The 16,786-nt window shown below is 41.5% G+C and carries 10 protein-coding genes; 2 read left to right on the top strand and 8 right to left on the bottom strand.

Translation table 11 applies throughout. From position 1 onward, the window contains the following. From J2X77_RS00525 to J2X77_RS00500, 6 genes are all read right to left on the bottom strand, one after another. Positions 1-762 (bottom strand): hypothetical protein, encoded by a 762-nt coding sequence (locus tag J2X77_RS00525; protein ID WP_209575614.1) that lies wholly within the window; start codon positions 760-762, stop codon positions 1-3. A 160-nt stretch (positions 763-922) separates the two neighbouring features. After that, positions 923-2,206, bottom strand: a complete 1,284-nt coding sequence (locus J2X77_RS00520) for a glucose-1-phosphate adenylyltransferase (protein ID WP_209575616.1) — start codon at positions 2,204-2,206, stop codon at positions 923-925. A gap of 6 nt (positions 2,207-2,212) precedes the next feature. Then, complete coding sequence (locus J2X77_RS00515; RefSeq protein WP_209575618.1) at positions 2,213-3,625, bottom strand: glycogen synthase; 1,413 nt, start codon at positions 3,623-3,625, stop codon at positions 2,213-2,215. A 148-nt stretch (positions 3,626-3,773) separates the two neighbouring features. Beyond that, positions 3,774-5,732: a 1,4-alpha-glucan branching protein GlgB gene (gene glgB / locus J2X77_RS00510; protein WP_209575620.1), complete on the bottom strand. Its 1,959-nt coding sequence runs from the start codon at positions 5,730-5,732 to the stop codon at positions 3,774-3,776. A gap of 2 nt (positions 5,733-5,734) precedes the next feature. Further along, entirely contained in the window at positions 5,735-8,194 is a 2,460-nt protein-coding gene (locus J2X77_RS00505; RefSeq protein ID WP_209575622.1) for a glycoside hydrolase family 31 protein, read from the bottom strand. A gap of 148 nt (positions 8,195-8,342) precedes the next feature. After that, a complete protein-coding gene (locus J2X77_RS00500) occupies positions 8,343-8,816 on the bottom strand; it encodes a Dps family protein (protein WP_209575624.1) in 474 nt (157 codons plus the stop codon). Between the two features lie 205 nt (positions 8,817-9,021). Between J2X77_RS00500 and J2X77_RS00495 the strand changes: the two genes are divergently transcribed. After that, on the top strand, positions 9,022-10,701 hold the full coding sequence (locus tag J2X77_RS00495) for an RluA family pseudouridine synthase (protein ID WP_209575625.1): 1,680 nt from the start codon (positions 9,022-9,024) through the stop codon (positions 10,699-10,701). Positions 10,702-11,002: 301 nt separating this feature from the next. Next, a complete protein-coding gene (locus J2X77_RS00490) occupies positions 11,003-13,600 on the top strand; it encodes a DUF5686 family protein (protein ID WP_209575627.1) in 2,598 nt (865 codons plus the stop codon). Positions 13,601-13,814: 214 nt separating this feature from the next. Here J2X77_RS00490 and J2X77_RS00485 read toward each other — a convergent pair whose 3' ends face one another. Together J2X77_RS00485 and J2X77_RS00480 are read right to left on the bottom strand one after the other, a co-directional pair. Next, positions 13,815-15,494 (bottom strand): thioredoxin family protein, encoded by a 1,680-nt coding sequence (locus J2X77_RS00485; RefSeq protein WP_209575629.1) that lies wholly within the window; start codon positions 15,492-15,494, stop codon positions 13,815-13,817. A 101-nt stretch (positions 15,495-15,595) separates the two neighbouring features. Next, positions 15,596-16,663, bottom strand: a complete 1,068-nt coding sequence (locus J2X77_RS00480) for a PLP-dependent cysteine synthase family protein (RefSeq protein WP_209575631.1) — start codon at positions 16,661-16,663, stop codon at positions 15,596-15,598. Positions 16,664-16,786: the final 123 nt, after the last annotated feature.

Genomic DNA, 16,786 nt, shown 5'->3' with positions numbered 1-16,786 from the left:
CTATTTGATCTGTATCCATTTGGGATCCCGAGCTTGCAAATTACGCAAAAAGCCTTTAAAATGTGAGGTTCCAAATAAGATTAAAATCTTTTGCTGCGGAGCATCAGCCACTAAAGACGCAAGATTCTCTTCCCTTTTTTTCATGATAAATTCTTTATCAAATTTATTTTTTAACGCTGTCTTCATGGGCTTACAGGAATAAGGCTCATTCAATGGCGTTTTAAAATCACATGCATCCAGATTGATGGTACCATACAGGTATTCAAACTCGTCAAGCAATTTATTTTTGGGAATATCGGCATTCACGGCTGTCTCATAATCTACCCGGAAAAACAAATAATCGGGCTGACTAATAATTCGCTGCCCCAGCTTACGGTACATGGGCGCCCGGAGTACTCTTGAAGTATCTCCAGGTGTTTCAATGCATTGCTGCAATGCGAGCCGATTGCCCGTCAGCTTTCTGAACTTGCGGTCATAAAGATCACGTTGCGCAGCGCTATCTACCTGATAGGCTATACTTTCGTAAAAAACGACATATCCTGATTTTTGAAGAGAATCGACGGTGTTTTGGATCTGATCATAGTATACCCGTGTGCCCAAATGCCGCATCGGAATATAAATCACCGTCCTATTGCCATTCCGAAGCTCAAATTTACGCGCTGCATCGCGCAATACGCCAGTCCCCTGCACCATCAAAGACGTATCGCAGTTGACCAGGGTAAACAACACAAAAAAAAGGGAGATAATCTGTCTAAATCGCATACTATTTTATGATATTATATGTTCCTTAACAGCAAAGACAGTACCATGTCACATTATTTTCCACTAGAGGTAAATTGTGTCCGGGTGATTGCTTTTAAGAGACGTGTATAAGTATAACATAAAATGATACAACTAAATTATCTCCCTTGTACAATAAAATTTAGATGGACGTCAATCCTATCGTCGTACCATTTGGAATAACCGCATTCTTCTTGACGACCACGATCCCATCACAAATGGTATAAGTTGCGTGGTTAGCATTTAAAAGATGCGGGCCGCCGTTAATACGCACATCATTGCCAATACGGCAGTTCTTATCCAGAATCGCATTTTCGATATAACACCGCTCACCGACACCTACTACGGGAACATTTTTCCGCTTGGCCTCCTCCATATCAACAAGATCCTCATAATAATCGGATCCCATCATATAAGTGCCTCGCACCACAGATCCTGTCCCGATACGCGAACGAACGCCAACCACCGAGCGGTCGATCTTATCGGCCTGAATAATACATCCATCGGAAATAACCGAATTGATTAATGTTGTTCCGGAGATTTTTGATGGTGGTAACATCCGCGGACGCGTGAAAACCGTATTTTTGTCAAATAGGTTAAAGGCTGGGATATTATCGGTCAGACCAATATTCGCTTCATAGAAAGACCCTATTGTTCCAATATCAGTCCAATAGCCCTCAAATTGGTAACTCAGCACCCTATGGGTTTCGATCGCATCCGGAATAATTTCTTTACCAAAATCCATCCCTTCATTTTCCTCGAGCATACGCTTGAGCACGCTCTTAGAAAAAACATAGATCCCCATGGACGCCAGGTATTCTCTCCCTTCACGCTTTAAATGATCGCTCACTTCGGAATTCCAATCCACCAATTGCTCCGTCTTCGGTTTTTCGATAAAAGAAGTAATGTGATTTTTTTCATCCGATTTCAGAATCCCAAAGCCCGTCGCGTCTTTTCCATTTACAGGAATGGTCGCAATCGTCAGATCACCCTCATTTTCGACGTGGAAGTCTACCAAGGCATCAAAATCCATTTGGTACAACTGATCGCCGGATAAGATCAATATATAATCATAATCAATGCTCGCCAACTTGCGGAACGAGCGACGTACCGCATCGGCTGTCCCTTCAAACCATTTGTCACCATCGTTGGTCTGCTCTGCAGCCAAAATATCGACAAACCCCTTACTAAAAATACTAAAGTTATAGGTGTTTTTAATATGAGAGTTGAGCGATGAAGAATTGAACTGAGTCAATACAAAAATCTTATTGAAACCCGAATTAAGACAATTCGAGATAGGAATGTCCACCAAACGATATTTCCCTGCAATGGGAACTGCTGGTTTAGACCGCTGATCGGTCAATGGATACAGACGTGAGCCCCTTCCCCCGCCCAAGACGATAGCTACTACATTGTGACGTGACATATCAAATTACATTATTTGGTTATATAGACTTATATATTTTGCAGCAGATTTATCCCAAGAAAAATCCAAGCGCATCATTTTACGTTGATTCTCTTCAAACTGCTTTTTACTTGCGTAAAAAGTGGTAGCACGAATAATAGCTTCCGTAATTACAGGTATTGTCAGACCGTCAAAACCAACACCATAACCGTCGTTATCAAGATCAATTACAGTATCTCTTAGTCCGCCCACGCGATGCACAACCGGCAATGTGCCATATTTCATAGCATAGAGCTGGTTAAGCCCGCAAGGTTCCACCCGGGAAGGCATTAAAAGAAAGTCCGCACTCGCGTACAGCCAATGTGCCAGGTTTTCATCATAACCAAAGAACACGTCCAAATTTTCTACGTCAGCATCAACGAGCAATTTCACACGCGACTGGATCGCAGGATCTCCGGCACCTAGTATAAATATACCTAATCTACCTTGATATTTGGCTGTTAATTCCAAAATTATATCCGGTAGTAAATCAGCACCCTTTTCAGTGGCAAAGCGACCAATAAAAACGAGCAATGGCAACTTTGGATCGATTTTATATTGCGTTGCCAAGGCCTCTTTATTTTTCAATTTACCCGCAAAAGCTTGCTTGGCATCATAATTCGCGATTAGCGTATAGTCAGTCGCAGGATCCCATATCTCCCAGTCGATACCATTGACAATTCCGACCGATTTATCCCGCTCATCATAAAAAAGCTGCTGCAAACCATTTGCTTCTACATAAAGCTCTTCCAGATACCCTTCAGATACTGTCGTATACGCATCGCAACATTTGATCAGGGCGGCAAGTGGGTTAATTAAACCATCCCAATCCAACAGCCCCCATTTCCAGCTATCGTAAGCAGGTAATAAAACTGCCTTGTTCCACGTAGTCCAACCTTGGTATTGCCCATTATGTACAGTAGCCACAGTTTTTACATCGGCGAGATGAATGTAGTCATGGCTATATTTCATCAAAAAAGGTATTAAGCCGACATGATGATCGTGACAATGCACGATATCAGGCCGTATAGCTTTTGCCTTAAACCAGCTTAATACCGCATGCTGAAACGCCATAAATTGCTCACCCTCATCCGCATAGCAATACACTTCCGGACGATCGAGTTTGCCTGGAATCTTGATTAAATAGAGTTCAAAACCCAGTATATCCTCCGCCTGCTTGTAAACAGCATAGTTCAACAATTCGGATCCTTGATAAAAAGACCCCTCGTGAACAACCGTAAAAGCGTGATCCCGAACAAACGGGCGGTCATACCAAGGCATAACGACTGCTGCTTCCCAACCAAGCTTGGCCTGATACTTGGGCAGTGCCCCTACGACATCCGCAAGCCCGCCAACTTTGGCTACGGGATAACATTCTACACTTAAGTGAAAAACTTTCATTAGAATAAGTCCATATTTTATCTGTGTTAAAGGCAAAAAGCTGCCTTCCTATTAGTTGTAACAACGCATTATAACGAACCTGAAAATCAATACCAAGTTCCCATCTAAATCTACACTTATTCCATTACATAATTTTTTGCGCGCTGTGCTAAACAGCGCTAACAGCCTTTTCTTCCGCCGAATTGACACCCTTTAGTTCTTTCTTCCTTTGAAGAACATAACCACCTAATGGCGGCAAATGAACTTGAGCAGACTGTATCTGATTCATCCAGTGCAGGTGTTCAGTATGAATATTTGGCTGATGAATTCCTGAGCCGAAATAGGTCAAGTCGTCAGAATTGAAAACCACTTCCCATTCTCCAGCATAAGGCAGACCTATGCGAAAATGCTCGCGAACAACGGGTGTTAGGTTCAGCACAACGACTGTATCATCCCACGCATCAAATCCCTTGCGCCAATAGACCACGACTGAATTTTCACGGTCGCCTGCATCTATCCAATCGAAGCCTGATGCTTCAAAAGCTTTTTGATAAAGGCTCGGTTGCACCTTATATAAGGAGTTCAGCTCTGCTACAAATTGTTTCATACCCTGATGCGGAGCATAGTCCAAAAGATGCCAATCCAGCGATTTATTAACGTTCCACTCTGCCGTCTGTCCAAATTCGCCCCCCATAAACAATAATTTTGTTCCTGAAAAAGTATACATGAAGAGATACAATGTGCGGAGATTGGCAAATTTCTGCCATTCATCCCCGGGCATTTTATAAATCAGCGAATGCTTTCCATACACCACCTCATCATGCGACAACGGAAGCATAAAATTTTCGTGAAAAGCATAGACAGTTGCGAAAGTCAGGCGATCATGATGATATTGACGATTAATCGGATCCTCCTTAAAATAATCCAACGTGTCGTGCATCCACCCCATCATCCACTTCATACCAAAACCTAGGCCATCCGCATAAGTGGGCCTGCTCACCCCAGGCCAAGAAGTAGATTCCTCAGCGATTGTCTGCACATGTGGAAAATGACTATATACCGCCTCGTTTAGCTCTTTTAAAAACTGTACCGCTTCTAAATTTTCATTGCCACCATATTCATTGGGAATCCATTCTCCCGCATTTCGGCTATAATCCAGATACAACATAGACGCAACAGCATCTACCCGAAGGCCATCAATATGAAAACGATCCAGCCAGTAAAATGCGTTACTGATCAAAAAAGACCTTACCTCATTGCGGCCATAATTGAAGATATAGGATTGCCAGTCAGGATGAAAGCCTTTCCTTGGATCTTCGTGTTCATATAGACTGCTGCCATCAAATCGATAAAGACCGTGAGCATCACCCGGAAAATGAGAAGGCACCCAATCCAACAACACCCCTATACCTGCTGCATGAAGCTCTTCAATCAAATACATCAAGTCCTGTGCCGAGCCATACCGCGAGCTTGCCGCGAAATATCCTGTGATCTGATATCCCCAAGAAGGATAATAGGGATGTTCCATCAATGGCATAAATTCCACGTGCGTAAAATTCATCTCCTTGACATAAGAAACAAGCTGCACGGCTATTTCCCGGTAATTCAGCAAAGTCTCAGGACTTTCCGGATCGCGCACCCAAGATCCTAAATGTACTTCGTAGACAGACCACGGTTGATCCAATCTGTTTTTAATGACGCGCTCCTGCATCCATTGCTTGTCTTGCCACGCGTACCAAGTCGAATGTACCAGCGACGCAGTCCTGGGTGCAACTTCCCATTTAAATGCAAATGGATCGCCTTTTTCAAGCTGTTCGCCCGAATAGGTCTGAATAACATACTTGTATGCCTCACCATTAGCTAGGCCAGGAATAAATCCCTCCCAGATTCCGCTGCCGTCCCAGCGCACATAAAGCGCATCACGCTCTTTATTCCAAGAATTAAAGTCGCCGGAGACAGCAACAGATTTTGCATTTGGAGCCCAAACCGCAAAATAAACGCCTTTCTCACCGTTGACTTCCAGTTCATGTGAACCGAACTTTTCGTATAATTTAAAGTGCTTACCCGACTGGAATAAGGCGACATCAAATTCAGAAAATAGACTATGCGGAATTACTTCATTGGCCATGTTTAACCTTCTATCAATATATTATCAAATTCACGTGCGACATTAATCCAATATCGCCCCTTTTCATCTTGTTGTACTTTTGTGTCTATTCCATCCGTCTTAACTTTCTTAATACGGAATGGCAAGCCAATTAACTGTAATTTATATTCTTCGTACCGTTCGGTAAACAAACCATCTCTGGTTTGCTTGATCGATAAAGAATCGTTGAGTCCGGATACCGTAAAGCATTTTTCGAGATAAATATCCTGCTCATAAGCAAAAGTGTCGCCGTGGTCTGAATACACATACGAACGCGTCACACCATCAGCGAAGTAAACATTGAGCTGCAGCTCTTCAATTTTCTTTTCACCAGTATATTGCATCACTGGATATTCCGGAATCACAGATCCCCCACGAATGAAGATCGGCATTTCGTCGATCGGCGTAGCGACTGTATGTTCTTTACCTCCGGCATAGATTTCGTTGTTGAAATAATAGTACCAACAACCTTCCGGCAAATAGACAATTTTACTCTTTTGTCCCGGCTGCAAGACCGGGGATACCAATATTTTATCTCCAAAACAGAATTCTTCTTCACGCTGCCAGTTTGTTGGTATATGTTGCTCAACCATAGAAATTGGACGCAGTATTGGATAACCATATTTTGTCTGCTCCCAAAAGCACGTATAGATATACGGCAACAGCTGGTAACGGAGTTCAATAAATTTCCGGTTAATCTGCTCCCAGTCCTCCCCAAAACTCCACGGCTCGCGATCCCGCGTATCGCCAGCGGAATGCACACGCATAAACGGCGAGAAAACACCAAATTGCATCCATCGAGTAAACAATTCTCCGTCTGGTTCGCCTGTGAATCCACCAATATCCGTCCCACAAAAGGACATTCCGGAAGTTGACAATCGCTGCAACTGTAAGGTTCCTAATTTGAGGTGTTCCCAACTAGCCAGATTATCACCTGTCCAAACCGAAGAATAACGCTGTGTACCGGCATAAGCCGCTCGGGTAATGGTAAATGGGCGCTTGTTTTTATACAATTTCTTTAAACCATCATACGTTGCGCGCACCATCTGCATACCATAAATATTATGTGCTTTACGATGCGACCCCCGATGGCCGTCGTATTGATGGCGTACGTCATCTGGAAATGTTCCCCGACCAAATACAGCCGGTTCATTCATATCGTTCCAGAAACCTGCAACACCATCTTCCACAAGGCCCTGATACAATGTACCCCACCATTGCCGAACCTCCGGATTGGTAAAATCAGGAAATTGACAGCGTCCTGGCCAAACAAATCCTTCCATAAAATAATCATCTCCTCGGCGACAGAAATACCGGTTCTCCTTCCCTTCTCTGAACACCCAATAGTTCTCATCGACCTTAATTCCTGGATCGATCATCACTACGGTTTTAAAGCCATCATTTGCCAAATCACTAATCATACTTTTTGGATTTGAAAAATACTGCTTATTCCATGTAAAACAGCGATACCCTTCCATATAGTCGATATCAAGATAAATGGCGTCACATGGAATCTGCCGCTTTCTAAATTCTTTAGCGACCTTACGCACATTGGCTTCTGGATAATAACTCCAGCGACACTGATGATAGCCGATTGCCCATAATGGTGGCAGATAATGTGTGCCAGTCAATGTATGGTAACGACGGATAACATCAATGATACGCGGACCATGAATATAATAGTACTGCAGCTCTCCACCTTCCGACCAAAAGCTCGTTTTCCCCGGGTCTTCGGCAGCAAAATCAAAATATGTTTTAAACGTATTGTCAAAAAATATTCCGTAAGCTTCCCCATCTTTTAAACCAATATAAAACGGAATAGTTTTATAAAGTGGGTCCTGATCGTAAGCAAAAGCATAAGTATCTGAATTCCAGTTTTTAAGTCTTTTACCTCTCAGATTCAATTTGGTGGCCTTATCACCTAGACCATAAAAAGCTTCATTTGCAAAGGCCACTTTGGTACTATATACATAGTAGCCTCCAAAATCTGGGTTTTCCTCCCAATGCATTGGTGCCAGATCGGCGTTAAACAGCTTACCGGAACGATCCGAAAAAGAAATTAAAAAGTCGCTTTTATTGATCTTACAGGAAATGGTGTTCGTGTGGACTAAATAATGGTCTGTCTCTTCCTTACATTGGTGTATGCTTACACGGTGATCTTTTTTGGCTAACGCGTAAGAGAAGTCTTCCAAAAAAGTTCCTTCAGGCGCGAGCCGTACCCGTACGATCTCGTCGGTTACAATCTTAATTTCTACCTTCGCTTTGCTGTCGGAAAAATAATAAGATTTATCATTCTGACTATGGTCAACTATGGTTTCTAGGTATTTTTTCTCAATTTTAGGTAGATCCAATACTGGATTATTCACATGATGCATACTCTCCAAAGTACCATCATTTTCCTCCTCATTTAGTGTGGTTTGATTTAGGTTGTCGTCTTCAAGCATAGTTGTAATATATTAAAAAGTTTCTGAAGGCTTAATTCCTCTTTAAGATAGAAAATTAATCCTGTGTCGACAACAAAACACAAAAAAAATCCCGCCAATTTCTTGTAAGCAGGATTTTTTATACGAATTGTAGTAAAGTGACTACAGCCTATTTCACAAAATGTGCACGCAGCATCCAAGCCATTTTTTCATGCTTTTCCAGCAAACCAACCAAAAAGTCCTCCGTACCATTGTCTGCGGTCTGTTCAACTGCCGCAAGATCAGCACGAATCGACATCGCAATTGCTTCATGATCAGCTAACAGTTCCTTATAATAGGAAAGGCTATCTGTCTTTTCGGAAGTAGACTCCGTTAAACGGGTCAACTTTAAATATTTGTCAAAGGTGCCAACGGCATAATGCCCCAGTGTACGCACACGCTCTGCAACCTCATCGATTACTTCAGCAAGTTCATCGTATTGCGATTCCAAAAATAGATGAGCAGCATGAAAATCCGCGCCCTCCACATTCCAATGCGCATTACGTGTCTTCATATAGACAACATGTTCATCTGCCAAAAGCACATTTAGCAACTTGGCGACTTTTTTCAAGTCGGCATCTTTAATTCCAATTGAAGTTTTCATTCTGTATTTTTTTTTGTTAACTAATATGTTTTAATTGCTTGATTAAATTTACCGAAACAATGCGATAAAAACAAAAAATACAGGCGCCAAATTTGAACAAATTATCGCATCCCCTATTGACATAAAAAAACGATCAAGCAATTATTTAAGACATAATGTTGTATTTTTGCCGACATATTTATTTTGAGGAAACGCCCCAGACCAAATGGAAAACAACACTTATTTTCACACATTCAAACAGGATATTTCAACAATCGAACTTCCGGCACGATTTACCTTTCCGTTTTGTTATGAGCCACACCCTCTTGCCGCAATGGCGGCACAAGAACTTCAACATTACATTGAAAAGCAGAACGAATGGACACACAATTTTGGCTTGGATAGCACTGGAGAGGGACTTCCCATTGGAAAAATGTTTGGCGTTTTGGTGGTTAAAAACCAGGACGAAGAACTTGGTTATCTCGCCGCTGTTTCCGGTAAGTTGGCGGGAAGCAATAAAAACCAGCATTTTGTACCGCCAATTTTCGATATGCTCGAAGATAATAGCTTTTTTCTAAACGAAGAAGTACATCTTAATGCGCTGAACCGAAAAATTGAAAACCTCGAAACAAGTGCCGAGCTGGAAAATGCCAAGCGTAACCTCGACCTGTTAAAAAGTGAATGGGGGGAGTCACTTGACGCTCTTAAATTAAAATTGAAGGCGCAAAAGAAGAATCGAAAGGAAACACGTACGCTATTAAAGTCCAGTTTATCGGATGCAGATTATGCATTACTCATGGAAGATATGCAGCGCCAGAGTTTAAAAGACAAACAACAGCTTCAGCGCTTTCAGTATGAAATGCATATCGCCATGAAACAGGAAAGCGATCACCTGCAAGAATTGCTATCGACGATTACGTCGCTTAAAGAAGAGCGAAAAATACGCTCGGGCAACCTTCAAAAGCAACTTTTTGAACAATATAATTTTCGCAATGCAAAAGGACAATACAAAAATGTAGTGGATGTGTTCCAAGATTTTGACAACACAACGCCCCCAGCTGGGTCCGGAGAATGTGCCGCACCTAAGCTTTTGCAATATGCCTATGAAAACAAGATGACACCGGTCGCCTTAGCCGAATTTTGGTGGGGCTGTTCCCCTGCCTCCGAAATACGCAGACACAAAAACTACTACCCTGCCTGCCGCAAAAAATGTGAACCAATTTTAGGATATATGCTCGAAGGCTTGGTCGTAGATCCTAATCCCATGCAGCAGGAAACTACATTGGCGATAGAACTTCCTCAAATTTACGAAGATGAAGATATCATCATTATCAATAAACCCGCTGAATTTCTGTCTGTACCTGGCATATATGTTAAGGATTCAGTCTACAATCGCGTTCTCCAACGCTATCCTGAAGCAGGTCCGATTATTATCCACCGCTTGGATATGTCCACATCCGGCCTGCTGATTGTTGCCAAAAACAAAGCGTCCCATAAATTCATTCAAGATCAATTTATACAGCACACCATCAAGAAAACATATATTGCTTTGCTCGATGGCATTATCGAAGCGAATTCGGGTTTAATCGATCTACCCCTGCGCGTTGACTTAGAGGATAGGCCCCGACAAATGGTCTGCTATACCTACGGCAAACCGGCACAGACAAAATGGGAAAAAATGGCCGTCGAAAATAACCAGACAAGAGTTAGATTCTATCCGCTGACAGGCCGAACCCACCAACTTCGCATGCATGCTGTGCACCCAAAGGGATTAAACACGCCTATCGTTGGCGACGATCTGTATGGTAGAAAAGCCAATAGACTACATTTACACGCTGCTTCTATTACTTTTATTCATCCCAGTTCAAAGCAAGAAATGACCTTCGAAATTGAACCAGATTTTTGATAGGACTGACTATATCGTTACAAAAGTCAATAAATAAGACAGCGGAAAATCATCGCCAAGTCAAAATCTAGTATTAAAATTAGTACCCTAAATCAATAATTTGATATAAACATTTAGTAAACAATATTTTACACCAAAAAAGTACGCAACTGGTCACTGCTATTATATTACAATAAAATTTTAATTATTCTTAATTTTTTATTTCCTTTGTTCACTGATTTTTTGATTTTAATACCTATAAAGTCAAAAATAAAGTTGGAACAAGAAAACAATTTTGAATTTTCAAGATTATAGCAATATAATGAGAGCTAACATAGACGCAAAGACCTTCATAACTAAATTCTTTTTTTCGATAACACTCGTGCTAACGGTATCTTTGGCCCTTGCCCAAAATAAAACTGTTACGGGTATCGTTAGAGACGCAAAGACCAAGAGCCCTATACCTTACGCCACCGTCGCCGTAGTAGGTGCTCCAGCTTCTGCCGGAACCACGACATCGACCAACGCCAATGGTGAATTTAAACTCGTCTTTCCGACATCTTATGTAAAAATTAGAGCAAGCTATATCGGTTATGACAGCAAAGACGCTTTTGTAACGAATGATGCAACGCAAACAAAAGAAATTTTAATGGATCAGCAGGACAATATGCTGGAAGAAGTTGTTGTCAAGGCCAAAAAGAAAAAATATAGCAACAAAGATAATCCTGCCGTTGCACTGATCCGAAAAGTCATTGAGAATAAGGAAAAAAATAGACTTGCAGGTCAGCAATATGCGCAATACGACCAGTATGAAAAAATGTCCTTAGGATTAAGTAATCTTTCGGAAAAATTTGTCAATAAAAAGATCTTCAAAAACTATCAATTTCTTTTCGAAACAGACGATTCGGCTAAAACGGCCAACAAATATGTCTTGCCAGCTTTCATCGAGGAAAAGATCTCAAAGGTCTATTATCGTAAAGACCCAAGCAAAACTAAACAGTATATCCTTGGGGATCAGCGCGCACAATTTGATCCTAAATTTATTGATAACGATGGTTTGACAGCTTACTTCAATAAACTTTATGAACAAGTCGATATTTATGATAACAACATCTCCCTGGTTACTAATCAGTTTTTGAGTCCGATTGCCAATTCAGCACCCACTTTTTATAAGTTTTTCATTACGGATACCATAAAGACTGTACAACCCTGGGTAGTCGAATTAAGCTTTTTTCCACGCAACAAAGCAGATATGTTGTTCAAAGGCCAACTCTATGTCACATTGGATGGCCACTATGCCGTTCAGGGCGCCAACATGACGGTTGCTGATGATATCAACTTAAATTTCGTGCGTGATCTTCAGATACAACTTAAATTTGAGAAAGATAGCAAAAGCCGCTTCTACCTAAAAACAAGTACGCTGGGTATCGATTTTTCGTTAACGGAGAAAGGTATGGGAATCCGCGGCAGCCGGACAGTGGATTACAACAATTATAAAGTAGGCATACAACAACCCGACAGTATCTATGATGGTCCGTCAACGGTAATCGCCTATAATGTTGAAAACAAGAAAGCAATGAAGACTTTATTTGAAACACAGCGCCCACTTGCCCTTGCGCAAAACGAATTGAACATCTATCATAACATTGATACCTTACAAAAGATTCCTTCATTCCGTACATTCATGGACATCGCCGCGCTGGTACTTTCCGGTTACAAACAGGCTGGTCCGGTTGAAATCGGTCCTGTGAATACGTTCTATAGTTTTAATCCCGTAGAAGGTTTCCGTTTGCGTGTCGGTGGCCGTACCACGGAATCGCTGAGCAAGCGTTTCTATGCTGAAACTTATGCTGCTTACGGATTTAAAGACCAGAAATGGAAATATTTTTTCAGTGGAACCTATGCGTTCAATAACAAATCTGTCTATTCTTTTCCTATGCACTACATCAGGGCATCTTATAAAAAAGACACCAAGATTCCTGGGCAAAAGCTCGAGTTTATTCAGGAAGACAACTTTTTACTGTCTTTCAAACGTGGGGATAATGATCGATATATCTATGAGACAAATTATGGTTTAGAGTACAAAAAAGAATTTTTAAATCACGTGGCGGTCGGAGCGGCTTTCAATATTAACAGACAAACGCCAGCCGGAAGCTTAACCTACCAAATGATTGATGCCAATAACGAGAGCAGGTTATTTAACGAATTGAATTCAACAGAATTGTCCGTTAATTTTAGATATGCCCCTCATGAAGAGTTTTATCAAGGAAAGATTTATAGAACACCTATTTTCAATCAATACCCGATCTTTACATTCAACTATACCGCGGGAATCAAAGGCCTGGCTAAAGGTGAATACAATTATCACAACTTCAATGTTGGCGCCTTTAAGCGCTTCTATTTTAGTCAGTTTGGATTTGCAGACGTCACAGCTGAGGGGAATTATATCGCAGGGAAAGAAATTCCATTCCCTTTCTTAACAATTCACCGCGCCAACCAGACTTATGCCTATCAATTGAATTCGTATAACCTGATGAACTTCCTTGAGTTTGTCAGTGACCATAACGCATCATTAAATGTACAGTACTACATGAATGGTTTTCTTTTGAATAAGATTCCTTTGATCAAAAGGCTTAAATTACGGGAGGTATTTAGTTTCAAGGGTGTCTACGGTGGACTGCGCAAAGAAAACAATCCTGACGACCCTAATTATGGTTCGAAAGTATTTACTTGGCAGCACAATTCGGATGGTGTACAAAGCTCTTACACCTTCGGCTCACAACCGTATATGGAAGCCAGTATCGGTCTCTCCAACATTTTCAAAATATTGCGTGTAGACTACGTAAAACGGTTGAATTATCTTGATCACGTCGATGCACCAGCTTGGGGAATTCGTGCCCGTGTCAGATTTGACTTCTAATAGTTTCCATAATCTATCGTATACAAAGAAGCCTTGTCCCAAATGGACAAGGCTTCTTTTTTTGACCAAAGCTTACATCACCGCACCCCAGCAGAACCGCCCCATTTTTCATATTCGAATAGCCCCTAACCAGCCACTTTTTAGTCAATATTAACAACAAAAAATCCCCCTTGCCTATGACAACAAGGAGGATAAAATTAGAATATGAGGAGGGTTAGTTTTTTTGTTTAAAGGCATCTAAACCACTTTGAAGGAAAGCTTTATACTCCGCTACATTATAGTTGGCTCCACTTTGAGGCACCAGTTTTTTGCCCATTGGATCGACAATTACATACAGCGGTTGCGAATTACTATCGAATGTAGCTGCTTGAAAATCGCTGTTCTTCTTACCGATTGTATTAATCTTTTTACCACTGTATTTCGAAACAAATTGTTCGTTTGCAGCTAATGCTGTTTTATCGTCAACGAAAAGTTCGGCCATAACAAACTCTTCCTTCAACAATTTGGCTACCGCTTTGTCCGTCCAAACATTCGCTTCCATTTTACGACAATTAACACAGTTCCAACCCGTAAAATCAATTAATACCGGCTTATTTAATTCTTTAGCCGTCGCTAATGCCTGTTCATAATCGTAATACGGATCAAATCCTTTCGGGGTACCCCTTTCATGAAAGATTTCAGCATATTTTTTAATTTTCCCGTCCGAATGCGCAGTCCCGGTACTTACACCCGAAGATAAATCAAAGTCTTGTGTTGCCGATGGTGGTAAAAAAGCAGAAATCGATTTTAAAGGCGCACCCCACAAACCTGGAACCATATACACCACAAAAGAAAATACAACAATAGCCAAAATAGTCCGGGGAACCGATAGGAATTTCAAATCACTGTCATGGGAGAATTTGATCTTACCAATTAAATATAAGCCCATTAGCGCAAAGATAGCAATCCAAAGCGACAGAAACACCTCTCTATCCAACCAATTCCAGTGGTAAGCTAAATCGACATTGGATAAAAATTTCAACGCTAAAGCGAGTTCCAAAAACCCAAGTACCACTTTTACACTGTTCAACCACCCACCCGATTTAGGTAAAGATTTAAGCATAGAAGGAAACATGGCGAACAAACCAAACGGAATCGCCAAGGCAATAGAGAATCCCAGCATACCGATCGCTGGCCCTAGCCTTTCGCCTTTCGAGGCTGCCTCCACCAGCAGTGTGCCTATAATCGGTCCTGTACAAGAAAATGAGACCAGTGATAAGCTGAAAGCCATAAAGAATAAGCCCACTAAACCACCTTTATCTGATTTTGCATCCATTTTATTGACAAACGAACTTGGTAATGTAATTTCAAATGCGCCAAAAAAAGAAGCCGCAAACCCGACCAATAACAAAAAGAAGATGAAATTGAAGATACCGTCGGTCGAAAGCGCATTGAGGGCATCTGAGCCGAATGAGATCGTGATGAGCATCCCCAAAGCCACATAGATCACTATAATAAACAATCCATATAATAGGGCTTTACTGATGCCATTTGCACGACTTCCCGACTGTTTGGTAAAGTAACTCACCGTCAAAGGCAGCATCGGAAAAATACACGGCATCAATAACGCCGCAAAACCGCCTACTAGTCCCGCTATGAAAATACTCCACAACGACTTTTTGCCTTCGGCTGCAGGCTTGGTCGCCGCTGCAGCGGCCACTGTGGTCGGCTTATTTACATCAGCCTTGACCGAAGCAGTATCCGGCGATTCTTCAAAAGATAAGGAGTCGGGACTTATGCTGCCGTCCGTAAATTCGATTCCTTCCATCGAATTTGTTGTGTCAGACTGGGCAAACATACCAAGCGGCGCAATCAGTAACAACAAGAGGATAAATAGTTTGAAATTGACTTTCATGTTGTATTATTCTTAGGTATTAAATTGGTTTTTCAACAATGAAACCCGAGGAGCTAGAGACTCCCCGAGTTAACTATAAACATATGAAACTAAATCTTTTTTTAAGCACCAAATACCGGGTTTGGCAATCTGCAAATAGGTTGAAAACCTGAAAAATCTATGTCCGTAGAAAGGTATCCTTCTTTTACAGGCTCCTCTTTCACTAAATCAGTACTTAGGTATTTTTTATTGTCATCACATAGCAGGGTCACTACAACCGCGTCATCGCCCAGTTCACGCTGTAATTTAATCGCTCCGATAACATTTGCACCTGAAGAGATTCCAACAGCCAGTCCCAATTGCCGCGATAACTTCTGTGCCATGATAATGGCATCGCCATCATTGGCACAAACAACAGCATCAAGTTCATTTAAATCCACAATCGCTGGAATAAACTCATCGGAAATTCCTTGGATACGATGCGATCCCACCTTATGCCCTGTGGTTAATGTCGGACTTTCTGCAGGTTCCAATGGATGAACGCGGACATTTGGATTGAGCTTTCTTAAGCTTCGGCCTACCCCCATGACCGTACCACCCGTACCGACACCAGCAACGAAAGCATCCGCCACCAAGCCTTGCTCTTCTAACTGCTTCACAATCTCGTAGCCTGTGGTTTTCTCATGCGCCTCAGCATTATATTGATTTTCGAATTGTCTTGGCAGAAAAACTCCACCTTTTGAAGCAAGTTCCTCACTTAAACGGATACTACCCAAAAAGCCGCCTTCTTCTTTGCTTATCAGTTGAATATCGGCTCCCATACTGCGGATAATATCAGTACGCTCCTTGCTCAGCCAGTTTGGCATAATAATCTTTACTTGATGACCAAGAGCTTTACCGATTGCTGAAAACGCAATCCCGGTGTTCCCACTTGTCGCTTCAATCACCACATCACTGGGGCGGATCTGACAATTCATATACGCTTTATACAAAATATACAGCGCCATCCTATCCTTTATGCTGCCCGTTAGATTGTAATTCTCACATTTTACGAAAATTCGCCCTGGTTTACTTCGATAAGTATACTGCAATTCCAGCATAGGCGTATTTCCTACCAATCTCCACAGATGTTTAAATCTCTTGTCCAATGTAGGCGACAAACACGCGCTTAATAATTCTTGTTCAGCCATTTTAATAAATGATTATTCTGTTGCAAAATTGACTATTGACAAGATAATATTCAATATATAACATTAATTTCGATAAAAATTAAGTAAAACAACATTAAAAACAGTAAATAATACAGAACAATA

The organism is Sphingobacterium sp. 2149, from assembly GCF_031455655.1.
In the GTDB taxonomy this organism is placed as follows: domain Bacteria; phylum Bacteroidota; class Bacteroidia; order Sphingobacteriales; family Sphingobacteriaceae; genus Sphingobacterium.
Note: the sequence above shows the minus strand (reverse complement) of the source record. Positions and strands in the feature narration are given on the sequence as shown.

Excerpts from the sequence above, each read along its gene's own strand:
- J2X77_RS00500 (WP_209575624.1), bottom strand. The coding sequence starts at position 8,816 with ATGAAAACTTCAATTGGAATTAAAGATGCCGACTTGAAAAAAGTCGCC.
- J2X77_RS00525 (WP_209575614.1), bottom strand. The coding sequence starts at position 762 with ATGCGATTTAGACAGATTATCTCCCTTTTTTTTGTGTTGTTTACCCTG.
- J2X77_RS00520 (WP_209575616.1), bottom strand. The coding sequence starts at position 2,206 with ATGTCACGTCACAATGTAGTAGCTATCGTCTTGGGCGGGGGAAGGGGC.
- J2X77_RS00480 (WP_209575631.1), bottom strand. The coding sequence starts at position 16,663 with ATGGCTGAACAAGAATTATTAAGCGCGTGTTTGTCGCCTACATTGGAC.
- J2X77_RS00505 (WP_209575622.1), bottom strand. The coding sequence starts at position 8,194 with ATGCTTGAAGACGACAACCTAAATCAAACCACACTAAATGAGGAGGAA.
- J2X77_RS00485 (WP_209575629.1), bottom strand. The coding sequence starts at position 15,494 with ATGAAAGTCAATTTCAAACTATTTATCCTCTTGTTGTTACTGATTGCG.
- J2X77_RS00515 (WP_209575618.1), bottom strand. The coding sequence starts at position 3,625 with ATGAAAGTTTTTCACTTAAGTGTAGAATGTTATCCCGTAGCCAAAGTT.
- glgB (WP_209575620.1), bottom strand. The coding sequence starts at position 5,732 with ATGGCCAATGAAGTAATTCCGCATAGTCTATTTTCTGAATTTGATGTC.
- J2X77_RS00490 (WP_209575627.1), top strand. The coding sequence starts at position 11,003 with ATGAGAGCTAACATAGACGCAAAGACCTTCATAACTAAATTCTTTTTT.
- J2X77_RS00495 (WP_209575625.1), top strand. The coding sequence starts at position 9,022 with ATGGAAAACAACACTTATTTTCACACATTCAAACAGGATATTTCAACA.